The sequence below is a fragment of the Candidatus Aramenus sp. CH1 genome (assembly GCA_022678445.1).
Taxonomy (GTDB): Archaea; Thermoproteota; Thermoprotei_A; order Sulfolobales; family Sulfolobaceae; genus Aramenus.
Genome location: JALBWU010000007.1, coordinates 98190 through 123214, shown reverse-complemented (window position 1 = coordinate 123214; position 25025 = coordinate 98190). Strand labels below are relative to the sequence as shown.

The window sequence follows — 25025 nt, the reverse complement described above, 5'->3', positions numbered from 1 at the left end:
AATGTTAGACAAGATAATAGACCTAGGATTCAAGGACATTTTTTCCTCAATGCCAGCCGAGTTTGTGACTTTGGACGAGGCCGTAAAGGGGAAAAACGTAATAAGGCTTGGAAACGGCTTCCTCCACAAGTTTGACGAGCGGGAGGTGGACAGCGCATCCAAGTCCATCCCCATCTACCTTTGGGCGCTAGTCAAGTTGCCTTTTGTTATACTGAAGCTCGAGACCCCGGGAGACTACGTAGTCAACGGCGACGAGTGGAGTAAGAGGGCAGTGTCCCTTTTGTTGGGAAAGGATAACGCGAACTACTTGACCTCTGGAGACGTAGAAAGACTTTTAATGGGGTATAAATCATTAATATTTATAACTATCTCTTATTCTATACTAAGTAACGTAAATATAGATAACGAATAGAGAAGGAATGGGAGATGGAGGATAAGTTAACTGACGTAGTTGATATATTGGAGAAGAGTAACGTAGACTACTCCGTAATATATTACCCAGAAAAGAGTAAGAAGTCAATCGACATAGTGGCGAAGGATCCGTCTAGGAAACTAGTTATAAAGGTATCAATGGACAAAGTGTCCAAGGAGGAGATAGTAGAACTGGAAAAGTTCGCCTACCTAGTCAACAGCTTCCCTGTGCTAGTGACCGACGAAACGGAGGAAGATATAGCGATCCAGAAGGACAAGGTTGTTGGGCTCTCGCTGGAAGGTTTTAGAAAAATGATAGAAAGGGAGAAGATATTTGTATACAGGACGCGTGGCGGGATGTTCGTTAAGATAAGGTCGGAGGTAATGAAGAGGAAGAGGGAGGAAATGAGGTTCAGCATGGGAGATCTGGCGAAGATGCTTGGGGTGTCCAGGAAGACGATCTACGATTACGAGAACGGAGAGTGCGATGTGTCCATAGAGATAGCAGAAAAGTTGGTTGACATCTTTGGACCAGAGATAATAGGAGACATGTTCGAAGATATGAACAACAGATCTAGAATAGAGCTAGAAAACGAGGAGAACAACCAAGTGTCGAAGATATTGGCAGACGAAGGTTTCAGCATCGCAACCCTGAAGCTAACCGCTGTCGACGTTGTAGCTTCTAGGGGCGACGAGAGGGTTTTAATTGCAATAGGGCCAAAGAGGGCCGACTTCACGCGCAGAAAGGCGGAAGAGGCTAAGAAGCTGGCGATGAAGCTAAGCGCTTCACTAATCACAATAGTGAGGACTTATAACATGGCAAAGGATCTGGAGAAAGATGGATTTAAAGCCTATACGACCGATGATTTAACGAGCCTAAGAGATGAAATTAAAAGAGATAACAGAGGGAAAGGCTAAACTACTAGTTCCAGATCCCGAGGAGTACAGGAAGGAAGAGAAGTACGATCCTTCGTGGGCTCCCGTCTTCTATAACCCTAGGATGGTCTTCAACAGGGACGTGAGCGTAGTTGTAGTAAGTGCGCTTTCTCCGAAAAGTATTGTGGACGCCCTTTCCGCAACTGGCGTGAGGGGGATAAGGTATTACCTCGAGTCCTCACAAGCAGAGGAGGTAGTGTTTAACGACAAGAGCCCTAACGCAGTGGAGCTCATAAAGAGAAACGTGGAAGTTAACGGAATACAGAACGCTAAAGTGTACAACAGAGACGCCAATTCCCTACTTTATGAGCTCAAGGTGGACTACGTGGACGTAGATCCCTTTGGATCCCCGGCCCCCTTCGTACTCTCATCAATAAATGCCACCAAACGCGGAGGAAGCGTGGCCTATACTGCAACAGACCTTTCCCCCTTAGAGGGGAAGGCCAGGAGATCATGTTTGAGAAAGTACTACGTGCATAACCAAAGGCTTAGTTTCTCAAAGGAGGTTGGGATAAGGGCACTTGTCTCTAAGGTAGTAAGGGACTCAGCAGTTCTTGAGAGAACAGTGGTCCCCCTTATCTCCTTCTACTCCGATTACTACTACAGGGTTTTCTTCAGAGTGTTGGGAGGAGCAAGGAGGGCAGATAATGTCCTAGAAGAATTAGGGTATTTTATTGAGTGTCAAGACTGCGGGTACCACGAGGGGACTAGGGAAAATTGCGTGGAGAAGTGCCCATATTGTGGTAGCAAGAACGTAAAGGTAGTAGGGCCAGTGTGGCTGGGTAAGCTTGTGGACGAAGAGTTCCTTGGAAAGGTGACGTCGTCAATTGACAAGTTCGAATACCTAACCAATTTCCAAATGGTTAAGGAGCTACTGACGAGCTTAAGGGATGAGAACAAGTTCCTAGCGTATTACAATCTGGACTTCCTAGCTTCGAGGCATAAGGTGAACGTACCCCCAACTAGAGGCATGCTCGAATGCCTTGGAGAGGCAACGAGAACGCACTTTGATAAAAAAGGGATTAAAACAAATAAAAAATACGAAGAAGTTTTGGAATGCCTAAAAACGTCATTTAGCTATAATAGATAAAATCCATTGCGATAGCTTTGAACAAGAGTTTGGATTAACGTGAGTACCCTCATTGCATTTGTAAAGGAACTTGCACGAGAAACACGGGATGTCGACAACGTTATTGAGCTCTACAAGGAGTTTGGGTTCTTCAAAAACTTGAACGGCGAAGAGCTTTACAATGCTTTTCCCGTTTTCCTTGACTGACTTCTTGATGACCTGTTTCTTTTCAATAAGCTTTTTAATTATAACGCTGAGCTCCCTAGTTGAGAGCCCGACTGACTTGGCGAGTTCCTGCTGTGATATGCCTTGGCTACCCCTTTCAGCTATCTTTTGGCGAACCATATCTTCGTACGTTGATGTTTTTGATTCCATTCAAACCACCTGTGTTGGCTATATATATTATATACCACTTCATGCTTATTTAGTTTGCTTTCCAACAAAAACTATAAACTTACTTCAATATCAAAATTATTAATAATTTCCTTATACCTATTCCTTATTGTAACCTCCGTAATCCCTAACGCCTCAGCTACTTCTTTTTGCGTCTTCTTGACGTCCAAGAGAGTACTTATCAGATAAACGGAAGCAGCGCTTAACGCTAGGTATCCCTTACCGCTTGTTAGTCCTGTCTTGTACATTATGTCAACGATCTCCGCTGACTTGATGGCTACTTGTTGGGGTAGCCCCAACTTATCCAAGATCTCTGGGATATAGACGACTGGCTTTACCTTAGGTCTGAAGTTCTGAACCTTCTTGGACACCTCTTGTACCCTTTGCAGAGCTTTCCAAAGTTCACTGGAGTTTAGCCCATACCTGCTCCTTATCTCTTGAAGGTGTCTGGGGATGTTGTTTATCTGGCAAGAGTAATACAGGACTGCGGCAACTAGAGTGTACATGTCGATTCTTCTAGCGAGCCCAGTCTCTACTAGTTTCCTCAAAATCAACGCTGCAGTCTCCTTAACGAACTCGGGAAGCCCTAACTTAGACGCCTCGTTATTGAGAACCGACAAGTAGGTCACAAGCTTCTTGTCTTTTGAGGATACTCTAAGCTTGTTCTGCAACCTTTGCATCTTAAGGAGCTTCACTCTGTCCTTAACCCTTCCGTAGCCTATCTTGGTGGTGAGACCTTGGTCGTGAACCTTTAACGTTAGAGGCGAGCCCGTCCTCTCCTTTTCTAGTTTATCCTCGTAATCGTAGGCCCTCCATTCGGGTCCTTGATCCACTAACCCCTCCTCTATCACGAATCCGCAAGTGGAGCAGATGTACTGGCCGCGTTCGTAGTCGTATCTCACGCTCTCAGAGTTGCAGACTTGGCACTTCATTTCCTTCCTCTCCTGTTCTTTTTCCTCTCTTCCAGGATAACGTATAGTTTACCTTTTGGTACCTCCTCCTTGTTTACTGGATTTACTAGCAAATAAGGCTCGTTTATGTTGCCTATTACGTCCAGAACTTTACCTATTCTGTTTCCCTTTTCGTCAACTAATGTTTTCCCAACTACGTTGTTGTGAACGTAATCGAACTTGGAATCAGCCCTTACCAGCATCTTGCCTTTGAGTGTCTCTTTCTCGTAAAATCCAATTTCAATTACTCGAGCTTTTGTCACAAAAGATATTGCTGAAAAGGCATGCTTAATATTAACCTCAATAATACTCTCCTATTTATACGAGGAGGTAATACGCGATTGGGATGGTAGATTATTTGGGGCTCTTGTTTAAAAAGGGAATAAAGCGGATATAAGGAGCACTTTCTATACATAACATAAGTTGATAAAGAAAAGGTAGACCTCGTCTTTTAAGGCCGGGGTAATGTCTTTAGGCAATAAAAACAACTTTCTTTTGTGGCGCTTCTGATGAACTTAGAGAAGATGAGGAGCTGAGCCGAAAGCCTAGAGGCGTAGTTAACTGCCCTTTTGGTCACAAGCTTCGTGACATTAATGGCGCGTTCAACATTATGAAACTTGGTATAGGGAAGATTGTCAACGCGTTGAAAAACCCTCTCTTTTCTTGTCACATCTAACGGAGTAACTCCTTTAAAGGGGAGTAACGCCTCAGACCTAGGCAAAACCCTCGCAGGGCGGGGAGTAGGTCAGTTCAAGGAGTTTGTCTTTAGACGTCTAGGAAAAACTATATTAACGCATTTAGTTAGTTAATCCCAATGAGTAAACTGGCTGACGACGCTGAAGAGGAGCTTCTGAAGAAAATCTCAGACTTGAAGGAAGAACTCGAGAAGTTGGACGCAGAGTATAATAAGGCCCTCCAAGAGTTAAGGAGTCTTAAGCAGAAAAAGTCCGAGTATTTCGAGAAGCTGAACTCCGTTAGGTCCCAAATAGAGACCGTGAGGAAGGAGTATACCGATAGACTTACCGAGTTAAAGCAGTTAAAGGAAAGGAAGCAGAGCCTTCTCTCTGCCCTCCAGGACATGAGAAAACAGTTGGAAGAGTTGAAGGCTGTGACCGACAAGCTCCAGGGACTTAACGTGAATTCGGTGGAGAAGAAGATAAAGAACCTAGAGTGGAGACTGCAAACTTTTACGCTCTCCCTTGAGGAGGAAAAGAAAATTATCGAGAAAATAAGCGAACTGGAGAGGAAACTCGAGGAAGCCAGGAAGGCATTCAAAGTTAAGGAGAGGAGCAACGAGGAAAGGGCGGAGTTTTTAGCGAAGAGGCTAGAACTCTCTACCGTAAGAGAGAAGATGAAAAAGATCTTTGACGAGATTAACGAGAAGAGGAAAATACTGCAAGGGCTTAAAGAAGAAAGGGAGAAGCTAAAGAAGGAAATTCTAGAGGTAAAGGCAAAGATAGAGGAACAAAGGAGCAAATTAGCTAAGATAAAGGAGGAGAAGAGGGCAAAGAGCGAGGAACTGAGGAAGTATCAAGAGCAACTTAAGAAGAGCAAGGACGAGGTATTTAACAGCTACTACGCCAGAGCGAAGGACGTCAAGGAGAGGAAAGGAGAGACGAAGGGCTATGCAGAAAACGGCAAGAGCAAGGAAATATTGGACAGGAAAAAGAAGATCGCTGAAGAGAAGCTAAAGAACGGCGAAAGACTGTCATTTGAGGAACTTTTAATACTTTATGGCGACCAAAGTAAAGATAATGGAGACGCTGACTGAAAGGACTGCAGTAATTTACGTTGACATTGACGACGATCTAGGCAGAATAGGCGTTCAAACGCCCGTAATAGGAGAAAAGGACGCTTTTTTAGCCATTCAGAAGGCTTCTGAGGTCATCCCAGACGACTCTGACTTCAATGCCATGGTAGTTACGCTAAATCTATACAAGAAGTTGAAAGATAAAGGCAACGTCGATATAGTCTTTATTGCAGGCTCGGAAAAAGGGGGGATTGAAGCTCAGCTCAGACTGTCTTCAGAGCTGGACGAGGTAATCAGGAAACTAGGTATCACGAACGCTATCGTAGTCTACGATAGTCCCGAGGACGCAAAGGCTATCCCAATTATACAGTCCAAGCTCAAGATAACGGGGATACAAAGGGTCATAGTAGAGCAGTACAGGGGAGTTGAGGAGACCTACATTCTCATAGGGAGGTACTTGAAGAAGGTAATAACCGAACCTAGGTATTCTAGGATATTCCTTGGAGTCCCTGGTATAATTTTCGTAATAGGTAGTGTGTTTTACATCCTTGGACTGGCATCATATCTTCTGCCTGCGGTTCTCTTGGTAATAGGACTCTCCATGCTGGTAAGGGGATTCGCAATTGACGATATGATAGAAAGGTGGTGGCAAACTTCCACTATCATGGTGATAGTGGGAATCCTATCCCTCATCTCATTAATTATAGGTATAATCCAGGGATATGTGACAGGCCAGTCTCTTAAGGGCTCCTACGTTTACGTGTCTTCTTCAATAGCCAACGCCATGCTACCTTACCTTACCTTCTCAGTTGTGATTTTATTTGCAGGGAAGGCCTTAGAAAACGCCATAGAGAAGAACATAAGGGTATGGCATGACTTAATAAAAATAGCTGCTATAATAGTTTCTGCATACATAATATCAAGCGCTTTGTATAACATCGAGAGGGGAATTTATATAATCCAGGCTCAGCTCTTCTACACGTTGTCTGTCTCGTCAATGATAATAATCATGACGTACATAGCCCTTACAATAATCGAAAAATATAAGCTCACTTAGCCATCTTGGAAACTTTTTCCTTGATCTCTAGGGGCAAATTGTCTAACTTTAGGACTGAGGCCTTTCTGGGCTTGGCCTTAGGCGTTATATTTAGTAAGACGTAGCTCTCAGCTGAGTTCTCGTCCCTGTTCTTCAGCACTCTGGCCTTAACGTAAAAGCCCTTTCCCGTATCTATGTACACGTACTTCTTGTGTTTAAGGGTCATGGTTATCACAATAGCTTAAAGCCTTAAATTTCTATCTCGTCCTCCTCCTCTATTGGCCTCACGCAGTCTAGTTCTTCTAGCTTGTCGAAGATTTTCTTGACGGCCTTGTATACTTCCTCCTCCCTTTTTGCCCCAGTTATGACCATCTTTCCGCTACTGAATATCAAGAGGACGACTCTGGGGTCGTCCATCCTATATATCAGCCCAGGGAATTGCTCTGGCTCGTACATGTTGTTCTCGAGTAAGAACGCGGCCTTGTCCAAGTTGACGTGAACGTGGAGGTTTGCGGAAGCAACAATGTTCTGGATCTGAATCTTGGGCTTGCCGGTAATCTTTATGCTGTACTTCTTTAACGTCTTTATTATCCTCTTTACGGCCTTTATTAGTTCCTCGGTGCTCTTTGCCCCAGTTACTACCATCTTTCCGGACTTGAATATGAGAGAAGTAACTTTGGGCGTCTCGAGCCTAAATATCAGCCCAGGAAACTGGTCAGGGTCGTATTCTACGTTTGGAACGCTCCTCTCCATGGCGTAAAGGTCTAAGGACTCGTCTAAAGTTACGGTTGCTACTATGTTTTCTATGCTTATAATCGGTTTATAAGCTATTGAATTGGAGATAACACTCACCACATATAATTCTTATATACTCATTTATAAACCCCCGGGTTAGAAAAGGACGTTCTTTAGAAGGCCTAGCTCAGGAAATTCCATAATACCCTCGGACTCAATTATTACGTAAGGCTTTGCCTTCTCTAGAACTCCCAGGTTCCTTACTATGGGGCTCATGTAGTTGTTGTGTATCAGTGAGATATCGTTCCCTGCTTGATACGTGCCGACAGAGGGCAGGACAATTACCTTACTACCGTTTGACTTCAGGGGGACTACTAGGAAGGCTTGCAGTTTCTTCGCAAACCCTAACCTATCCCTTATGGAAATCCTCGGGTGCTCGTGCCCTACTACGTAAGTTGTGTTATCCCTTACCTCAACCTCTTTGTGTCCATGAAGGAGAAACACGTTTCCTAGGTCCAAGTAGTCCACCACTTCAACGTTGTCGAACTTGTCTGTTACCAAGGTTACGTAATTGTCGTGGTTACCCTTAACCAACGTAACCTCCATTCCGTCGTCTTTTAGAGTACTTAGAATTTCGTTTAGGTCGTCTCTCTCCTCCTTTCCTAGTTTATTAAATAGGTGCTTGAAGTCGCCGTTGATTACTATTCTCTTGAACTTGAATACCTTTCCGGAGTTCCTGTAGACCTCAATGAATCTCTTCTTCTGGACTTTTGGAAGGAACATCCCTTTCCTTGCCATCTCCTCCTCGTAACCTATGTGAACGTCAGAGAGGACTATGGCGTCGACGCTCTTTAGGTAAAGTACTGGCAGGTCGGACGCTATGTAAATACCAGGGGATATTTCCAGCAATAAGATCACCATTTATAAGAGTTCTTCATACTTTTACCCAAAATGTCGTACCTATATTTAATTGGGTTGGGCTTGTCAAAAAGATTTCTTACAAAAAAAGCTCTGGACTATTTAAAGGACTCCGACATAATATACTTTGACACCTACACTTCTTTTTCGTGCGACTTGAGCGCAGAGTCCCTAGAAGAGCTTATCGGGAAGAGAGTCATTCCGGCAACTAGAGCTCTGTTGGAAACTGGGTTCAAGGAAATAGTGTCCCACTTGGAGACCGGAAAGAACGTGGCAATAGCGTCAGTAGGAGACCCAGTGATAGCGACCACCCACGTTAGCCTGGCAGTTGAGGCAAAGAACAGAGGGCACGAGGTCGTCGTAGTTCCCGGAGTTTCAGTTCACTGTTACATAATATCCAAGTCCATGCTCTCATCCTACAAGTTTGGGAGATCAGTAACGGTAGTGTACCCCTACAACGACGTTATCGACTACGCCCCCTATTACGTCGTGAAGGAAAACCGGGAACATGGGCTCCACACAATCGTCTACTTGGACGTCAAGGACGGAAAGTTCATGGACGCTAGGGAAGCCCTTACCTACTTGATGAAGATGGAGGAGAAAAGGAAAGAGAACGTGATCTCGGGTGAGGACGTGGTTGTCGTGGGGCAGAGACTAGGTTGTGACGACGAAAAAGTGATTGTAAAGACCGTAAAAGATATCCTTGAGGGGAATCTAGACCTTAGCCCTCCGCCACACATAATAATAATTCCCGCGAGAAACTTACATTACATGGAGGTAGAGGCACTGAAATGTCTTCATTGAGAGAAAGAGTGAAAAAATACATAGAGGGGATGGAAAGGAGGCTCAACAGCGTCCACTTGCCAGATTACCAGAAAATCTTGGACCTAGCTAGGCAGTACACTGAAGACGCCAAATACTACTTGGAGAGGGGAGACGAAGAGACTGCTATTGTTGACGTGGTATACGCGGAGGGACTTCTAGACGCCGTGCTAGTTATAAACAACGTGGATCCGGAATCAGACGTATCTAAGAGGGTGTTTGTAGGTGGGACATTTGACATCATTCATCCAGGGCATATAGAGTTCTTGAAGGAGGCCTCTAGACTAGGAAGGGTATACGTTTCTGTCGCTAGGGACGCTAATTCGGAAAAGGCAAAGGGGAGGAGGCCGATAAACGATGAAAACCAAAGGCTCGAGGTTGTAAAGAGCATAAGGTACGTGTATTCTGCATTTCTTGGCGACGAAAAGGACTTCCTAAAGAGCGTGGAGAAGGTAAAACCGGACGTCATTTTTTTAGGCCCCGACCAAAAGGTCGACGTGGAAAAGCTTAAACAGGAATTGGGAAAGAGGGGCCTTTTCCCGGAAATTGTGAGGATGAAGGAAAGAGTCAACGTGTGGAGACATAGCAGTACCTCTTCAGTTATAAAGGAAATAGTAAGCAGGTACTGCACCAACTCCGCGGAAAGGGAGGGATCTAAAGCTTAAACGTAAGCCTCAATCTCTACGTCGTCTCCGTCCTTTAAGTTCAGTTTTTCCCTCAAGTGGTAAGGTGATATAATCTCGATAATGCTTTTTGGATGTGTGCTCCTTAGAGGGAACACTATTGCAGCAGGCCTCAGTCCGTTTATTGAAGCAGGGAAAGCTTTTACTGCTCCAAGAATCCTGTTCTCGCTCTTGAACTCTGGGATCAGTATATGCCTTTCTGTGTCCAAGATGAGTCTGTTCTCTAAGGATACTCTATCATAAATGACTAAGTTAAGGGTACCTGGATACGGCGTAAATCCCAAGAACTTCTCGAAGGACTCCTTGTAGTAAGGTAGCGAAAGGAATATTCTACCCTCACCTAGTCCTGACGTCACTTTTCCGATTATCTTAATTGCGTGAGCGGAGGTAATGGCGTTTTTCAGTAGCTCTAGGCATTGGGAGAGGACTTCTTGACCTTTCTCTGAAAGGGAAATGATTTCCCCCACTGGGGTAATCGTCCTCCTTATGAGCCCTTTCTCCTCCAATTCCTTTAACTTCCTTGACACAGTTTGCTGGGACATTGATAATTCTCTAGCTAGAGTCTCTTGAGTGACTCCTCCGTTTTTATTGGAGGCACACACGATCTTCGCAATTAAGCAAGAATCCAGCATGCTTAAGTTCCCTCAGTACAGCCAAGCTCGGCTTCCTCGTACTCGCCGTGGATGTCGTCTTCCTTGTCCTTAGCCCTCCAGTCCCATTTCTGGGTCCACGCGTTGCCTATCTGTATTGGTCTATCCAGCTTACTCAGCAACACTATTCTGCTTGGGACGTGCTCGGACAGTATTTTATACCCCGTGTACTTAGCTAGTAGCTCGGCAAACTCCCTTATTTCCCTGTGTCTGGGCATGGCGTCCTTGCTGAGCCTATAGGTGGAGGGGCCTACGTGCATGTACGCCTTCACTTCGATGTAAGTGGGCATAGAGATCTCCATAAGTTTCGCAAACTCCCTAGCGTCGTCCTCGCTCATGTTGAAACCCTTTATCATTGTCATCCTAATTACTGTGGGAGAACTGAAGCTGGGCAACATCCTCAAGGTCTCCATTACTAGGTTCCACGAGTTTGCAACAATTGGTCTATTTATAAGTTTATGCTTCCTTTCGTTCGGAGCTTGAAGGGACACGAAAAGTTGAGTTGGTTCCTCTTCTAGGCTGGCAAGTATGTCCGGTCTTACTCCACTGGTTACAAGAAAAGTTGTCATGCCCCTCTTGTGGTACTCCCTTATCAGCTCCCCTAGCCTCTCGTAGAGGGTTGGCTCACCCGTTAAGCTTATGGCGACGTGAGCGGGCCTCGAAGCTGCCTTAACCAGTTCCTTATCTACGCCTTCCCTTCCGTAGTAACCAGAAACTGCCTTTACGTGTTCCTCTATGCTCCTCTCTGCTATGTACTCCGGGTCGTCTGAGACCGGCATCTTTGTCTCGTCCCATTCTAGCCCTATGTCCTCTGGTTCCAGTCTCCAGCAGTGAATACACCTAAACCAGCACCACGCAGCCACAGGGGTCATCTGGACGCACTTGTGGCTCTCGATCCCGTAGAACTTCCCCTTATAACAATACCTGTGGGAGGTCAAAGCCTTGTGGGTCCAGTAGCACTTCTTATAGGCGCTGTGGCTACCTATAACATGATACTTTTCTTTCTCCATCTCGTCAATTATCCTACTTAAGGTGTCTATTCTAAACTTAGGAGTCTCCATGAGCGTATTCATTAACATTTTTCCCGTGATTTAAAAAACTTATTTACTGTCAGGGGCAATGAAATTGGTCTGTCCCGTATTCTGTTGAGAACGACGTGATAAATAAGAAGACAAACCTCGCTTGGCGGGGTTAAGGTTTTAACATGAAAACGATTTCCTTTTATGGCGCTTCCTTTGGTGAACTAAAGATGAGGAGCCAGATTACTCCCGCAATTCCGGAAGCGTCAAAACCGCAGTTGTGACGTGGAGGAAGTACAAGGAGGTTCTAGGAGTTAACGCTCAAGCTGTTTTCAGAAGAACAACTTGGTCGTCCTTCTTCTCGTCATTAAAACAAAAACCGTCATTCGCGAATCACTTCTCGCCGCCACGTTACTGGAAAGATGGAGGAAAGGAGAAGTTGATCCTAGTCGTTAAGCAAGATCGTTATGAGGTTAACGAAGAAAAACACTCTCTTTCTGAAGGATTGGAAAATGAAGATGCCCTTTGAAGGTAGGTTAAGGTGGTTTGGCGCACAAGGTAGGCTGGAGATCCGCGTGATGGGTAACAATTTTTACGCCCACATTTCGTTGACGTTGGCAGAACCACCGCAAAGAAGAGCAATAAGCCGATGAAGGGCTCTCTCGTTATTCACGGCGAAAGAGATTCAGTTCAAAAGCCTAAAAGTGAAAAGGTTGCGTCAATTGACCTTGGCGTAAACGCGTTGGCTACTGTCGTGGTTGAGAACTTACTGTTCTCTTTTACCGTGGTTCAGCAGTGAAGAGCGAACTTCTATTTTCAGGAGAGGATCGCCGAACTCGACGAGTTGAAGAGCGAGACAGAAAAGGTCCAAGAAGTGATAGGGAAGAAGTGCTGAGGGAAAGGAAAAGAATTCATTAAGCTTTACCGTAGGCTTCTTCATTTACAGAACTTTAGCATCTCACCTCACCAAGACTTTGTGGTCTTTGGCGTCTCCACGGTTTACTTGGGCTATCCTTACTTCATCTCTCGGAATAACGGAAATAAGTTCACTGCGAACATTTGGTCTTATCGCAAGTTGACGCTATAGTGGATGAGTACGGCATAATCGCGTTTCTAGTTGTTGAGCATAACACTTCGCGGCTCTGCGCTTACCATAACGTTAAGGTTGACAGAAATCCCAGTGGTGTCGTTAACTGTCCTTTTGGTCGTTAACTTCACAGCAACGTTAGCGGAGCGTTAAACATTATGAAAAAGGAAGATTGTCAACGCTTTGGCTCTTTCCTTTCTCTTCACATCACGGAGTAACTCCCATAAAGGGGAGTAACGCCTTAGACCTAGGCAGAACCCTCGCAGGGCGGGGAGTAGGTCAGTGCTCGTTGCCCTATGAGACGGTAAAAAGGTCTATTGTAGGGGCGCCGTAGCGTCGTAGATCTTAGTCAGCTTTTCCACAAACATGCTGACACCAATTAGGAAGGTATCGGAAAGATACCTGCCCATTAACTGTAAACCTACTGGCAGGTTGTTGTAGAAGCCAGCAGGCATGGAAAGGGCTGGGATCGCAGCTAGATTGGCTATAACTGTGTTTATGTCCATAGCGTACATCTTCACTGGGTCATCTACCATTTCGCCCAGTTTTGGAGGCAATATGGGCATGGTAGGAGATACTAGGACGTCAAACTTGGCAAACAACTGGTCTAGGCTGTTCTTTATTAGTCTTCTAACCTTAAGCGCCTTAACGTAGTATTGGTCATAGTACCCGGCACTTAGGATAAACGAACCCAGCATTATCCTCCTCCTTACCTCCAAACCGAACCCTTCTCCCCTGTTTTTGCTAAAGGTCTCCTTCCAGTTCCCATCACCGTATTTGCTGTAGCCGTATCTTACTCCGTCGTATCTTGCTAGGTTTGAGCTAGCCTCGGACATGGCAATGATATAATACGCAGGCAAAGCGTACTCAGCGTAGCCCAGCTTAGTCTCCTCTACCACCGCTCCCTCCGAGGACAGCTTGTCTACTACCCTGTTAATAATCTCCTTAACCGGCTCCTCTGAAGCCTCTAGGATGTCCTTAAGTACTCCCACCTTTAACCCGTTAACCGAGATCTCAGAGGGAACCTCCTTGACCTCGTAAGGTATCGTAGTAGCGTCCCTTGGATCGTCTCCAGCTATAACGCTGTATAGCAGACCTAGGTCCTCGGCGTTTTTAGACATGGGACCTATCTGCTCAAGGCTGTTCGCGTAAGCCACTAACCCATACCTGCTTACAGTACCGTAGGATGGCTTGAGCCCAAACGTCGCGGTGAAGGCAGCAGGGGCCCTTATGGATCCTCCTGTGTCTGTCCCAAGTGCCAAGTCCACGAAACCCGCAGCAAGTGCCGCTCCGCTCCCCCCAGAAGAACCTCCTGGAGTTCTCTCGAGATCCCACGGGTTCCTCGTGGGGCCAAAATAGCTGGTTTCCGTGGTAGAGCCCATGGCGAACTCGTCCATGTTGGTCTTGCCCAATATCACTGTCCCTTCTCTCTTGAGCTTCTCTACCACCGTAGCGTCGAAGGGTGGAACGTAGTCCTCCAACATCTTCGAGGCACAAGTGGTCCTTATGCCCTTAGTCGAAATGGCGTCCTTTATTCCTATTAGGACTCCGGCAAGCCTTCCTCCCCTTTTTATCGACTCCTTCACGTCTCTTACTACCTCTTCCTTGCTCCTCAGCGTTATGAAGGAGTTGATCTTCTTTTCGAACTTAGATATCCTATCGTAGTATCTCTCTACGTACTCCTCGGGGTCCAGTCTCCCTTCTTTTAGGTCCTTTACTACTTGGGAGATCATCTAATCACCGTAGGTGCTAGGTCCTATTATGAACCCGTTTTCCTTTCGCTTAACGTTTGACAAGGCTTCGCCTTGCGTTAGAGGGCTTTGTGTAACGTCCTTCCTCAATTTGCCCTGCGAAATGGGGTGGAACAAGGGTTCAATGTTTGACAAGTCAAGTTCGTTAATCTTGTTAAAGAATTGTAAGATCTTCTGGACGTCCCTCCCGATTCTCTCCTTCTCCTCTTCCTTTAAGTCGATTAGGGACAGCCTCTGCAACTTGTCGACTAGGTCGCTCATTTTCTCACGCTCTCAACTATCCAATTTAAGTATTCCGGTAGACCCCAAGATATATCTATTGATATGACCTCTGGGATGGTGTAAGGGTGGAGCTCCTTGACCCTCTTAATCACCTTCTCCAGCGACTCCTTGTCGGTTTTAATTATTAGGAGCCCTTCGTCGTCTTCGACAGTCTTTCCCTCCCATACGTAAAACGACTTCACATAAGGGATCAAGTTAACGCAGGCAGCGAGCCTTTCGTCTACTAATGCCTTAGCTATCTTTTTCCCAGTCCCCATTTCCGGTACCGTGCTCAAAACGATGACAGCAGACATAATTAACTCTTTTTTGTGCGAAGTTAAAACTAATGCGGAGTGATGAAGGTAAAGGAACTTCTAACGTTTGGTTGGAGGAACTTGGACTTAGCGCTCGAATACGGCGTGGAGGAGGCAAGTTATCTAGGTAAAACGTTACTTGGGTTGACTTTGTCGAACGGCCTCGGGCTAGTCCTTTACTTAGATCCGTTCTCCGAGGAAGTTCGCTCACTGCTGTTAATGTCCCCTGAGAAGCTAGAAATAGGGAGGTTTCTAGGAGTTTTCAAATATGAGGGGGGTAACACTTATTTCATTTACGATATAATAGATATATCACAATTACAAAGTTTAGGTCAGTTGGAAGTAGTATCGGTGGAAGTGGTTAGGGATGTTCTCGAAGACTTTTTACTTGAGGCGCTGGCTGGACGAGGAGACGTTCTCTAAGCTACTCACGTTTTCCAGGTTCTTGGGCAGGGACTCCAACGGCTCCCAGTTCGCCTTGGATATAGAGAGGGCAAGGAGGAACAGGGTTAAGCTATCAGAGATCAAGAGTACCCTAGAAGAGCTAGGCGTGGAACTTACAGAGGACGAAGTAAGTTACTTGGCTAAGGCTCTACCAGAGTACGACGTTGAATTTCAACTCGTTAACGGCAAACTATACGTGATACCTAGGGTCTACGTGATGGACATCATTAAACACGCTGGGCTACATTTGACCTACGATAGGCAGAGGAAGGTATTCGAGACGTATCCCTATTTTTATCCCCAGCTAAAGAAGATCTTTATCGAGAACGGACTAAAGGTGAAGGAGCTGACTCTAGGATTCAAGGAGTTCGAGTTCGAGCTAAACGTTAATCTGAGGGACTATCAGCAAGAGGCTATTAATAAGTGGAAGGAGAACGACTTCAAGGGTGTTATAGCATTACCGACTGGGGCTGGAAAGACGGTAGTTGGAATTAAGGCAATAGAAGAGGTAAAGAGGCCTACTTTGATCGTCACCTTTACTAGGGAACAAATGTTGCAGTGGAGGGACACGGTGATTAAGTTTTCGGCCAAAAGGCCAGAGTTAGGCTTATTTTACAGTGCAGAGAAGACCATTAAGCCAATAACTATTTCGACGTACCAGACAGCCTTTAGGCACGTCGCCGAGCTTTCGGACAAGTTTGAGCTAGTGGTGATAGACGAGGTACACCACCTTCCAGCTGATAAGTTCAAGGAGATCGCGTTAGGCCTTATAGCTGAAAAGAGGTTGGGGCTTTCCGCAACTCCCTATAGGGATGACGGTAGACACTTGGAGCTCTTTAAGCTCATGGGCGGAGTTGTCTACTATAAGTCTGTGGACGACCTAATAGGCAAGGGGTATCTCTCTCCTTACGAGATCGTGCAAATAAAGGTGTATTTAACGCAAGAGGAGAGGAAGAAGTACTCCGAGCTCCTCAAAAAGTTCAACGCCTTAGCAAAGGGGAGAAAGGTCTCGGAGCTCGTTAAGGGGGCCCAAGATGGAGACGAGGAAGCAATTGAAGCGCTGAAGCTCCACAACGAGATTAAGAAGATAGTCGGATTTGCACAAAACAAGATGGCCAAAATAAGGGAAATCTTGGAAAAAGAGAAAGGCAAGGTCTTGGTCTTCACCCAGTATGTAGAACAAGCCGAGGAAGTAGCTAAGGCGTTTAACGGACTCCTCATAACGGGGAAGATGTCAAAAACGGAGAGGGAAAAGGTACTAAAGGCCTTTAAGTCCATGAAGAGCGGCATCCTAGTGCTCACCACTGTAGGAGACGAGGGTTTGGACATACCCGACGCCAACGTCGGTATCATCGTTACCGGCACAGGATCCAGGAGGCAGTTTATTCAGAGGCTTGGCAGGCTCTTGAGGCCTTACGAGGGGAAGAAGGCGCTACTTTACGAGATCCTTGTAAGAGGTACTCCAGAGGAGTATCAAGCTAAGAGAAGAAAGGAGCAGGACCTAACTGACATTCTGCTTCAAATGTCCTCAGAGTACCCTGACGACAAAAAGTAGAACAGCGAGTAGGCGAGAGGAATTAGGACGTCCAGCCTCTCCCTTGTGTGCACTACTACCTTTCCACCTTTAACGCTCAGGAGAGGTAACCCACCTAGGGTCACAACTTCAGTGCCCTCTCCCTTTCCATCGACCTTAAGCCTAGCTTCCCCCAATAATTTCCTGGCAGTAAAGGCGGGAAGGAACTCCTTGCTCTTCACTTCAAGCCACCCAGATACTTCCACGTTTCCTTGACTGACTTCAACGATCTCGTCCCCCTTCACCCTCACTCCGTCGACCCAAATGGTGAACTGTGCTTTCCTCTCGCACCCTATTGAGACAATAGTTAGCGGGGGAAAAACGACGCTTCTGCCGTTTACTGTGGCCAAGAAGGGCTTTACCGCTATCACGTCCCCCACTTCGACCCCTTTCTCCTGAGGTCTACAGAATCCGTAACGCTCGTCTATGTAAGGCATATGAAACTTTTTAACGGTGCTATAAATAATCTTAACGAATGATAGAACTTGTAAGGGCTGACTGTGATGAATAACCGGGCTAATGACCATGAGGTGGCTTAAGAAAAGGGAAGTAGTTGTGTACTACTTGCTCTACAGGAAGTTTAGGTTTGACAAGTTTAACGTAGGGGAGGCTTTAGACACTCTCAAACCTTATTTCTCTAAAAAAGTGTCAATGAGCGTGATCAAATACCTTTCCAAAAAGGGACTCATAAACAGCCTAGGAAACTCGAAGTACAGCCTAGTGCCTTTCGAGGAATTCCTTTACTTGACCTCTTACGAGTACATAAAGAGAAGGTCTACTCTTCGTCGTAGAACTCGAGGATAATCTTGACCTTTACCTCCTTTTTAGAAAGCGGAGGAATGTTATTACCAAAGTCCACGCCAATCGAGACGGGGTTTCCCATGGAGTCGGTAAATCTGACGTCAGCCACGTAATGCTTCTGAGGGCCTTGCGTCATTACCTTCATAAGCTCGTCGTATATCCTCGAGAGGGCCATCTGAAAGGCCAACGGGCTTGATAAGTCCTCGGGCCTGAGCTGAACGGAGGTTAGATTTCCCATTATCTCTCCGATCTTAGCCTTTGCCTCGAACTCAATCTTATACGCAGGTTGGCTCATCTGTCTTCACATATCTATGATCTTGCTAAGGATATTAAATGTATGGGAAACACGCTAAAAAACCTTAGACGTTATCTTTAAGCCTTTTTCCTGATGGATATCTCTATAGTGGATACTCTGGACTGCCTTCCGTCCTGGCTAGTTACAACTTGGCTGCCTATGCCAATGGCCTTTATCTCTATCTTGTCCGGAAGGAACCTGTTCCTGACTATCTCCACAGTATCTACTGCCTTGCTTATTGCCCTTCCTCTAGCCTTTATCACTATTTCTGGCACACCCTGGTTTAGCAGAGTCAGAGCTGCTAGGACGTAGTTCATTACTGGCTTCTTACCTACTAGTACTACGTTGCTTGGAGTTGGTGCGGTCGAGCTCATTTTATCACCTTTGTCGCATGATGTAGTAATGGGAAAGTTAAAAAAGTTATCCTACACGGTAACATCTAGGTTAATATCTTTTAAAGTAGTTCCCATGCTAAGAAAATCATCGTTATGATAAATTCAGTGTACATCGGATCTTGCCCTAACTGCGGAGGTCCCTTAGAAGCTACACATGCTTTAGAAGGTCTTCCCTGCAGTAGGTGCCTACCAGGTAGCATTGAGGCCTTTAGGGGCATGACGTTTAGGGATAAGGTAAAGGCTGTTTACAACATTTTGGTGTCCAGGAACAGCTTAAAGGGGTATTGGGAGCTTTACTACTCCTTTGAGCTTTACGACGAGGTGATTTCCTATTTCAAAAAGGTCACGGGCAATGAGCCCTGGTCTATGCAAAGGTTTTGGCTCAGGAGGTTGGCCGAGGGAGCAAGCTTCTCCATGTCGGCACCTACTGGGCTAGGGAAGACCACGACTATTATGGTCTACTCCTCTTATTTGGGGGAAAACGTACTTTACCTCGTCCCAACTAAATCCCTCCAAGAGCAGATATGCGGTAAACTAGGAAAGATGGCACAAGTGGCATGTGGCAAGGTGGACGAGAAGAAGATAAGCGTGGTAACTGTTAACTACCTAAACAGGAACTTCGAGAGCATCAAGGGATTTAGGCCTAAGTTCATTGGAGTAGACGACGCCGACGCCATAGTAAAGAGCGGTAAGACTACCGACAAGTTGGTAGCCATCATGGGGATATTGCAGGACGTATACGAGGACGCCATAAAGCTCGTTAGCCTCAAGAGGTTAGTCCTTTTGTCTGAACACAAGGAGGACATCGAGGAGAAGATAAGGAGAATAGAGGCTAAGATAGCGTCTTTCCACGGCAACGTGGCTCAACTTGTGGTAGCCAGCGCTACCATGAGGCCAAAGGGAGCGAAGCAAAAGGCCCTCAAATACATTACCGGTTTTGACGTGAGCACTGCCCAGATCTACGCTAGGAACATAATTGACGCCTATTACTCGGGCGATTTCGTGAACCTCGTCGAGAGGCTGGGCGAGGGAGGGCTAGTTTTAGTGTCTAGGGAGTACGGCAAGCAGAAAATGAGGGAGCTCCAGCAACTCTTAGAAGGCAGGGGAATAAGGGCAGACCTTGCCGTAAGCGGTAGGAAGTTCCTGGAGAGATTTTCCAAGGGGGAGACAGGCATAATCATAGGTTCTGCCTCCTACTACGGCGTCGCAGTAAGGGGAATAGACGAGCCCAAGAGGCTAAAGTACGTTATCTTCTACGGAGTGCCCAAAAGTAGAGTAAAGGCAATGGAAGCCCTCTATAACCCGTTTACCCTGTTAAGGGTCTCAAAGCTCTTAAACGTGGAAGTGGACGAGAACAAGATCCTTAACCTCAACTCCGCCGAGTCCCAAGCGTTAAGGATAGCCTTCCTCAAGTCCCAAACGCTAACCGGTAAACTGGGAGAGGTTCAGCTTTACCTAAAGGGCAAAATAGAGGAGGTTAGACAGAGGCTAAAGTCTTTAGACGGCGACTTAGATGGAGACAGCTTCGTAATCAGGAGGACGGGGAGGGAGCTGTACATAGAGTTCCCAGATCCAATAACTTACCTTCAGGGGTCCGGGCGCAGTAGCAGGCTTCTAAACGGTGGACTTACCCTTGGGCTAAGCGTGGTACTAGTGGACGAACTTAAGTTGTTAGGGATGCTCACAAAGAGGCTTAGGTATATGATGAATTCCTTTGAGTTCGTTGACTTCGCTTCCCTGAACCTAGAAAAGGTAAAAGCTGAGATGGAGAAAAGCAGGGTGGACAGCAACACCCCTGTGGACGTGTCTACTGCTTTAATGATAGTGGAATCGCCCACGAAGGCTAAGACGATCTCTAGGCTCTTTGGTTCCCCTGCCAGGAGGACAATAGGCGGTGTACCGGTCTACGAGACTGTGGTAGTGGACGGAAATAAGGTTTATGTGCTGGACGTTGTAGCCACCAAGGGTCACTTAACCGATCTTACCTTGGAGGAGAGGGGGTACTACGGCGTCGAGGTAGGCAACGATAGGATTTCTCCATACTATTCTCCTTTATTCAGATGTATAAGTTGCAAGAGGGTGATCAGCGCTAACGTCGATAAGTGCCCCTACTGCGGTTCCACTACCTTTACCTCAAGCGTTTCCACCGTAAATGCCCTCAGAAGATTGGCAATGGAGGTGGACAAAGTACTCATAGCTACAGACCCAGATACCGAGGGAGAGAAGATAGCCTACGACGTAGCAGTCAACGTAAAGGGATACAACGATAACGTGTTCAGGATAAAGTACCACGAGGTGACAAGGAAGGGCATACTGGAGGCCTTGAGGAACCAAGGTCGCCTAGACTTAAACGCTGTACACAGCCAAATAGTTAGGAGGATAGAAGATCGCTGGATAGGTTTCGAGTTGAGCAAGGCCCTAAAGCTGAGGTTTAGCTCTCCCAATCACGGAGCAGGCAGGGTGCAAACGCCGGTATTGGGCTGGATAGTGGAGAGGACGAAAAAGTACAAGGCTTCGATGGGTTGGGTCGCCAGGGTAAAGTTAGGCGACTACGTCCACAGTCTCTTCTTCGACGATAAAGAGAAGGCGAAGGTAAACAAAGTAAAGGTGGAGAAGCTTGAGGAGAGGGTGGAGGTTCTCTCCCCGCTACCTCCCTATACTACAGACGCACTGCTAATAGACGCTTACAACTACTACAAGATACCCGCGGAGAGAGTAATGAGGATAGCCCAAGACCTCTTTGAGCTTGGGCTAATAACCTACCATAGGACTGACAGCACTCACGTGTCCTCTAGAGGTATTGAGATAGCTAAGGAGTACTTGGAGAAGAAAGGGATCGGCCACTTCTCGCCGAGGAGCTGGGGAGACGAGGGGACGCACGAGGCCATAAGACCAACTTACCCCGTCGACGTGGAGGAGCTGAAAAAGGAAATATCAGACAACCCCAACAAGTTCTTCGTCAAACTCACGTGGTCCCACCTAGCAGTCTATGACTTGATATTTAAGAGGTTCATAGCAAGCCAAATGGAGAACGCAATAGGGAAATTCGCTAAGTACAAGGTTACTGTTAACGACAACGCAGTGAGCGAGGTCGACTTACTCTCTGAAGTAACTGGGGGCTTCTCGTTGGTGGCGAAACCGAGGACCTACTCTCTGCCCTTAGGTGAGCTACAGCCCCAGTACGAGGTCGTTAGGGGCTCAAAGGAAAGGCTACTCAACTACGCTGAGGTGATAAGGTTAATGAGGGAAAAGAATATAGGTAGGCCAAGTACCTACGCCAAGACTATCCAGAACCTGATACGTCACGGCTACGTTGCGCAGAGCAAGAAGAGGGGATACCTAATAGCCACTAAAAAGGGCATGGAAGCCTTCAATTACTTGTCCACCAATTTCCCAAGCTTAGTCTCGGAGTCCACCACGTCCGAGCTCGTGGAAAAGATGGACTTAATAGCAAAGGGCTCGCTAGCTCCGGAGGACGTTATATTCAGCATCCTCGCTCAGATAACTTCAATAGACCTTACTCAATCTAATCAAGAGGTATGAAATCCTCCTTTTTTCCCTTACTTCGCTTCCAGTCTTGGCGTTCTCCAGTTTAACCCCTTCACCTAACTTGTCCTTAAGCTGGTTATAGACGTCGACTAACTTGTTTATCTCCCTTCCGTATCCTTTCAGTTCTACCTCGTTCACGCCTTGGTTAAACATGGACAGGATCTCTAGGACGTGTTCGTCAACTGTTTTGGAACTGGTTATAACAATTTGCGTTTTATCTGCCATTTTACTTCAGTCACAAAACTCCACATTTGCATTATAAATCTTGTGGAATCACGCTCAGTAACACGGGCCCCAATCACCTTTCATCTTAAGTGTGAGGCTCATCACTACTAAGAGTATTTTAAGTTCTGTATATAAGCTACCGCGTTCAGCAGTAGGTAAGGCAATACCTTCTTGTTGACGTAGTAGAACCTCGGCGATAAGTTGCTCACCAGAGGGTCTACAGGATCGGTTATCCTGAGCTCGGCTATCTCCTCGTAAGGTATCCTTACCCTTATATCGTCCTTTAGCAAGTCCTTGGGCTTGAAGATGATCTCCGAGTTTCCATCACCGTTAACTTGCCTCAGCACCGCTATGAAGGTCTCGTTGTCGTTTAACACAGTAAACGAGGTATAGTAATCGTCTGACTCGACTATCTTGGGAAGTTCGTCCATAACGCACCATCTGGTCTCCCCGCTGTCGACGTCTATGAAGCTTGTTATCCTATACTTGGAAGAGGGTTTTCTCATTTGCTTTAACTTGTTCTCTAAGCTCTTCTCTGGAATGCCTATCTGCTCGGATAGCTCCGATATCGTGTAAGCGCCTCCTTTCAGGGACTCGTAGATCAGGGAGTAAACGCTCAGCAACCAAGGCTTTATTGGGGCGTGGGACAGCACAGCATTTGCCAATGGAGTCCTTTTATCGGTTTTAATTACCTTAATTTCCTTATTCTTGATCTTTCCGATGAACTTCAGCGTCCCCTTTATGCTGAAGTACTTGCTCACCGTCTGTCTAAGGGCTTCCGCTACTAGGGTCTTGTCTTCCTTTAGGTCAACCTTCCCTATTTTCCCGAAGCTGACCTGTATCTCCTTAAGAACTGAGAAAAACATAGGCGACCTAAGTATGGCCTTTACTATTAACCTCTTCAGCTTCTTCTCCTCAACTTTGAGCAAATCCTCCAGGAAGTCCCTGTCTGAACCAATCGAAAAGCCGTAAATAGAGGCCCTAGCGTAAGAGTTCAATGAGTCCTTAGAAGAGGACAAGTAAAGGAGAAGGTGGGCCATTGTGTTGGAGACCTTTTCGTTTATGAGCGTTGTGTAGATCACCTCCTTGTCCTTTCTCTCCACTATCACGGTAGACCTTGAAGGCAATGGGAGGTTCTCCTTGGCGTACAAGGAGACCAGTTTCTTGACCTCCTCAACGGAGCTCCTCTCCACAATTCCTTGATCTAAGTTATCTAGGCCTCTTAGGACCTTCTCGAGTTGCTTAGGCAAGAGATACGATTTGGGTATCCCGTCTCCCCGCCATACGGGGATTTCCCCCTCATTTGCGTCCGCTGGCACTACGTCTATGGCCATTTTGCTGTTGTTTACCCTAGTTATCTTCCAAAGCTTTCCCCCAACCCTTATGACGTCCCCAACCCTAATGTGCTTGTAAACGTAGATTGCGTCTATTTCCCCAACTACGTTGTCGTTATGCCTCAAGGTGAAGGCGTCGTTACTGTTTATGAGGGAGAAGAACTCGGAGAAGTTCCTGCTCCACGTGAAGTTCTTGTTCCTGTTGAAGTTCCAGAGCTTGAAGAAGAACTTTCCTATCCTTAGCCTCTCACCGTCCTCCACCAAGAGGTTGTTCTTAACAAGGTACTCGACGAGCTCATCGAACTTCTCCCTCGTCATGTTCCTAAAGGGATAAGACTTAGTTAAGACGTCGTAGACGTAGTCCTTAGATACGCCATCCGTCTGAAGAACCATCCCGAGGATCTCCCTAGTCGCCACGTCCAGGGGAGAGGTTATCTTAGGTTTCTCAACTATTCCCTTCTTTGCCAACTGGTATATGGCGATGGCCTCTATTACGTCAAAGTCGTAAACGCATAGTATCTCCCCTCTAGGCACGCCCTGGACGTAGTGACCGCTTCTCCCTAACCTCTGTAGGAAGGAAGCGACGGAGGGAGGAGGTCGGTACATGACAATCTTCTTGATGTCGCCAACGTCTATTCCGAGCTCCAGGGTTTTAGTACAAATTACTGCCCTCACCTTTCCCTTTCTCAAGTACTCCTCAACGTTGCTCTTGGACTCCCTAGAGATCGAAGAGTGATGGACGAAGATTCCGTCAACGTTTAGCTTGTCGAGCTCCTCGTGAAGTCTCTCGGTTAGAAACCTCGAGTTGGTGAACACAAGGGTTGGGGGCTCTAGCGAGGAGATTAACTCCCTTGCGGAGTTTGACCAGACTTCCTCCCCCTTAATCTTTCTTATCTTTAGCTCGAAGCTCTTCGAGTCCCTAACCTTGACCACCGTGGTTTTCCTGGAGGAGGAGCCAGAGAGGAAAGACGCAACTACGTCCTCGTTGGTTATGGTTGCGGAGAGGCCTATCCTCTGGAAATCGTAACCAGAGTACGCCTTTAGCCTCTCGAGCAATACGGCTAACTGGACCCCCCTTTTGGAGTTTATAAGTTCGTGGATCTCATCTACTATGACCCACTTGACGTTCTTGTAAAACTCCCTAAACTTGGAGGCCCAGTCTAGGTCTATTTCAAGGCCCTCAGGGGTAGTGACGAGGATGTGTGGGGCTCTCTTTAGTCTCATGTTCTTCTCCTTTTGGGGCACCTCTCCATGCTTCCTGCTAACCGTAAAGCCTAGCCTAGAGGACCACCACTCTATCCTGAGGGTTATGTCGTTAATCAGTGCCTTGAGGGGGGTAACGTAAATTAACGACACCGGGTTCGACCCAGTGTCCAACATTTGGCTAAGCACTGGCAAAAGGGCAGCCTCTGTCTTGCCATAGCCCGTTGGTGCTATTATCAGCGTATTATTCCCGCAAAGTATTGGCGTTAATGCTTTCCTCTGTATGTCAGTAAGTTTGTCCCACTTCCTCTCATTCATAAGTTCTAGGATCCTCTGGTTTAATTGTCTCATCTAGTTTTCACCGCAATCTCGATGCACAGTAGCAAATTCAGATATTTTTAAAAATTTAAACCCAGCTCTC

General features: G+C 46.4%; 30 protein-coding genes. 14 read left to right on the top strand and 16 right to left on the bottom strand.

Translation table 11 applies throughout. From position 1 onward, the window contains the following. Position 1: 1 nt before the first annotated feature. The 3 genes from MPF33_06670 to MPF33_06660 are packed head-to-tail and all read left to right on the top strand — an operon-like array spanning position 2 to position 2437. Positions 2–412 (top strand): DUF61 family protein, encoded by a 411-nt coding sequence (locus tag MPF33_06670; GenBank protein ID MCI2414911.1) that lies wholly within the window; start codon positions 2–4, stop codon positions 410–412. A gap of 14 nt (positions 413–426) precedes the next feature. After that, positions 427–1329, top strand: a complete 903-nt coding sequence (locus MPF33_06665) for a helix-turn-helix domain-containing protein (protein MCI2414910.1) — start codon at positions 427–429, stop codon at positions 1327–1329. Continuing rightward, positions 1295–2437, top strand: a complete 1143-nt coding sequence (locus tag MPF33_06660) for a tRNA (guanine(26)-N(2))-dimethyltransferase (protein MCI2414909.1) — start codon at positions 1295–1297, stop codon at positions 2435–2437. Before MPF33_06665 ends, MPF33_06660 begins: the two co-directional genes overlap by 35 nt. Here the strand turns inward: MPF33_06660 and MPF33_06655 are convergent. From MPF33_06655 to MPF33_06645, 3 genes are all read right to left on the bottom strand, one after another. Next, a complete protein-coding gene (locus MPF33_06655) occupies positions 2417–2791 on the bottom strand; it encodes a winged helix-turn-helix transcriptional regulator (protein ID MCI2414908.1) in 375 nt (124 codons plus the stop codon). The two genes, MPF33_06660 and MPF33_06655, sit on opposite strands and share 21 nt — an antisense overlap. A gap of 71 nt (positions 2792–2862) precedes the next feature. After that, positions 2863–3741, bottom strand: a complete 879-nt coding sequence (locus MPF33_06650) for a transcription initiation factor IIB family protein (GenBank protein MCI2414907.1) — start codon at positions 3739–3741, stop codon at positions 2863–2865. Further along, positions 3738–4022 (bottom strand): H/ACA RNA-protein complex protein Gar1, encoded by a 285-nt coding sequence (locus MPF33_06645; GenBank protein ID MCI2414906.1) that lies wholly within the window; start codon positions 4020–4022, stop codon positions 3738–3740. Before MPF33_06645 ends, MPF33_06650 begins: the two co-directional genes overlap by 4 nt. A gap of 551 nt (positions 4023–4573) precedes the next feature. Here MPF33_06645 and MPF33_06640 point away from each other — a divergent pair. Next, entirely contained in the window at positions 4574–5530 is a 957-nt protein-coding gene (locus tag MPF33_06640) for a hypothetical protein (GenBank protein ID MCI2414905.1), read from the top strand. Next, positions 5493–6566: a DUF373 family protein gene (locus MPF33_06635; GenBank protein MCI2414904.1), complete on the top strand. Its 1074-nt coding sequence runs from the start codon at positions 5493–5495 to the stop codon at positions 6564–6566. The genes MPF33_06640 and MPF33_06635 overlap by 38 nt, the downstream gene beginning before the upstream one ends. Here MPF33_06635 and MPF33_06630 read toward each other — a convergent pair. The 3 genes from MPF33_06630 to MPF33_06620 form a co-directional block, all read right to left on the bottom strand. Further along, on the bottom strand, positions 6559–6771 hold the full coding sequence (locus MPF33_06630; GenBank protein ID MCI2414903.1) for a DUF5622 domain-containing protein: 213 nt from the start codon (positions 6769–6771) through the stop codon (positions 6559–6561). The two genes, MPF33_06635 and MPF33_06630, sit on opposite strands and share 8 nt — an antisense overlap. A 23-nt stretch (positions 6772–6794) precedes the next feature. Beyond that, the gene (locus MPF33_06625; GenBank protein MCI2414902.1) at positions 6795–7343 is read right to left on the bottom strand and encodes a TATA-box-binding protein; all 549 of its coding nucleotides are present in this window, start codon (positions 7341–7343) and stop codon (positions 6795–6797) included. A 93-nt stretch (positions 7344–7436) separates the two neighbouring features. Next, entirely contained in the window at positions 7437–8189 is a 753-nt protein-coding gene (locus MPF33_06620; protein MCI2414901.1) for a metallophosphoesterase, read from the bottom strand. A gap of 42 nt (positions 8190–8231) precedes the next feature. Between MPF33_06620 and dph5 the strand changes: the two genes are divergently transcribed. Both dph5 and MPF33_06610 read left to right on the top strand, forming a co-directional pair. Further along, positions 8232–9002, top strand: coding sequence for a diphthine synthase (gene dph5, locus MPF33_06615; protein MCI2414900.1), 771 nt, complete (start codon positions 8232–8234; stop codon positions 9000–9002). Then, positions 8990–9685, top strand: coding sequence for a cytidylyltransferase family protein (locus MPF33_06610; protein ID MCI2414899.1), 696 nt, complete (start codon positions 8990–8992; stop codon positions 9683–9685). The genes dph5 and MPF33_06610 overlap by 13 nt, the downstream gene beginning before the upstream one ends. Here the strand turns inward: MPF33_06610 and MPF33_06605 are convergent. After that, entirely contained in the window at positions 9682–10305 is a 624-nt protein-coding gene (locus MPF33_06605) for a CTP-dependent riboflavin kinase (protein MCI2414898.1), read from the bottom strand. The two genes, MPF33_06610 and MPF33_06605, sit on opposite strands and share 4 nt — an antisense overlap. A gap of 32 nt (positions 10306–10337) precedes the next feature. After that, positions 10338–11414 carry a 4-demethylwyosine synthase TYW1 gene (gene twy1 / locus MPF33_06600; GenBank protein ID MCI2414897.1) on the bottom strand — a complete coding sequence of 359 codons (1077 nt, stop codon included), beginning with the start codon at positions 11412–11414 and terminating at the stop codon, positions 10338–10340. Between the two features lie 425 nt (positions 11415–11839). On the opposite strand from twy1, the gene MPF33_06595 reads away from it, so the two are divergent. The 3 genes from MPF33_06595 (at position 11840) to MPF33_06585 (ending at position 12584) form a co-directional block, all read left to right on the top strand. Beyond that, positions 11840–12025 (top strand): hypothetical protein, encoded by a 186-nt coding sequence (locus MPF33_06595; GenBank protein ID MCI2414896.1) that lies wholly within the window; start codon positions 11840–11842, stop codon positions 12023–12025. Continuing rightward, positions 12022–12171 carry a transposase gene (locus MPF33_06590; GenBank protein MCI2414895.1) on the top strand — a complete coding sequence of 50 codons (150 nt, stop codon included), beginning with the start codon at positions 12022–12024 and terminating at the stop codon, positions 12169–12171. The genes MPF33_06595 and MPF33_06590 overlap by 4 nt, the downstream gene beginning before the upstream one ends. 287 nt (positions 12172–12458) lie before the next feature. Then, positions 12459–12584: a transposase gene (locus tag MPF33_06585; protein MCI2414894.1), complete on the top strand. Its 126-nt coding sequence runs from the start codon at positions 12459–12461 to the stop codon at positions 12582–12584. A gap of 189 nt (positions 12585–12773) precedes the next feature. Here the strand turns inward: MPF33_06585 and gatA are convergent, their stop codons facing one another. Genes gatA through MPF33_06570 form a run of 3 tightly spaced genes read right to left on the bottom strand, consistent with a single transcriptional unit; the run spans position 12774 to position 14785 of the window. Then, complete coding sequence (gatA, locus tag MPF33_06580) at positions 12774–14192, bottom strand: Asp-tRNA(Asn)/Glu-tRNA(Gln) amidotransferase subunit GatA (protein MCI2414893.1); 1419 nt, start codon at positions 14190–14192, stop codon at positions 12774–12776. After that, positions 14193–14471 (bottom strand): Asp-tRNA(Asn) amidotransferase subunit GatC, encoded by a 279-nt coding sequence (gene gatC, locus MPF33_06575; protein MCI2414892.1) that lies wholly within the window; start codon positions 14469–14471, stop codon positions 14193–14195. Further along, entirely contained in the window at positions 14468–14785 is a 318-nt protein-coding gene (locus MPF33_06570; protein ID MCI2414891.1) for a divalent-cation tolerance protein CutA, read from the bottom strand. The genes gatC and MPF33_06570 overlap by 4 nt, the downstream gene beginning before the upstream one ends. Before the next feature lie 42 nt (positions 14786–14827). Here MPF33_06570 and MPF33_06565 point away from each other — a divergent pair, with 42 nt between their 5' ends. Further along, positions 14828–15208 carry a hypothetical protein gene (locus MPF33_06565; GenBank protein ID MCI2414890.1) on the top strand — a complete coding sequence of 127 codons (381 nt, stop codon included), beginning with the start codon at positions 14828–14830 and terminating at the stop codon, positions 15206–15208. Further along, positions 15153–16784 (top strand): DEAD/DEAH box helicase, encoded by a 1632-nt coding sequence (locus MPF33_06560; GenBank protein ID MCI2414889.1) that lies wholly within the window; start codon positions 15153–15155, stop codon positions 16782–16784. The genes MPF33_06565 and MPF33_06560 overlap by 56 nt, the downstream gene beginning before the upstream one ends. Here the strand turns inward: MPF33_06560 and MPF33_06555 are convergent. Beyond that, positions 16748–17239 carry a hypothetical protein gene (locus MPF33_06555; protein MCI2414888.1) on the bottom strand — a complete coding sequence of 164 codons (492 nt, stop codon included), beginning with the start codon at positions 17237–17239 and terminating at the stop codon, positions 16748–16750. The genes MPF33_06560 and MPF33_06555 overlap by 37 nt on opposite strands. An 88-nt stretch (positions 17240–17327) precedes the next feature. Between MPF33_06555 and MPF33_06550 the strand changes: the two genes are divergently transcribed. Continuing rightward, a complete protein-coding gene (locus tag MPF33_06550) occupies positions 17328–17606 on the top strand; it encodes a hypothetical protein (GenBank protein ID MCI2414887.1) in 279 nt (92 codons plus the stop codon). Here the strand turns inward: MPF33_06550 and MPF33_06545 are convergent. Next, positions 17578–17898 (bottom strand): hypothetical protein, encoded by a 321-nt coding sequence (locus tag MPF33_06545; protein MCI2414886.1) that lies wholly within the window; start codon positions 17896–17898, stop codon positions 17578–17580. The two genes, MPF33_06550 and MPF33_06545, sit on opposite strands and share 29 nt — an antisense overlap. Before the next feature lie 77 nt (positions 17899–17975). Continuing rightward, positions 17976–18272: a DNA-binding protein Alba gene (gene albA / locus MPF33_06540; protein MCI2414885.1), complete on the bottom strand. Its 297-nt coding sequence runs from the start codon at positions 18270–18272 to the stop codon at positions 17976–17978. Positions 18273–18386: 114 nt separating this feature from the next. Here albA and rgy point away from each other — a divergent pair, with 114 nt between their 5' ends. After that, entirely contained in the window at positions 18387–21836 is a 3450-nt protein-coding gene (rgy, locus tag MPF33_06535; protein MCI2414884.1) for a reverse gyrase, read from the top strand. On the opposite strand, the gene MPF33_06530 is transcribed toward rgy, so the two are convergent. Then, positions 21801–22067 carry a DNA-binding protein gene (locus tag MPF33_06530; protein ID MCI2414883.1) on the bottom strand — a complete coding sequence of 89 codons (267 nt, stop codon included), beginning with the start codon at positions 22065–22067 and terminating at the stop codon, positions 21801–21803. The genes rgy and MPF33_06530 overlap by 36 nt on opposite strands. 107 nt (positions 22068–22174) lie before the next feature. After that, positions 22175–24955, bottom strand: coding sequence for a DEAD/DEAH box helicase (locus tag MPF33_06525; GenBank protein ID MCI2414882.1), 2781 nt, complete (start codon positions 24953–24955; stop codon positions 22175–22177). Positions 24956–25025 lie beyond the last annotated feature (70 nt).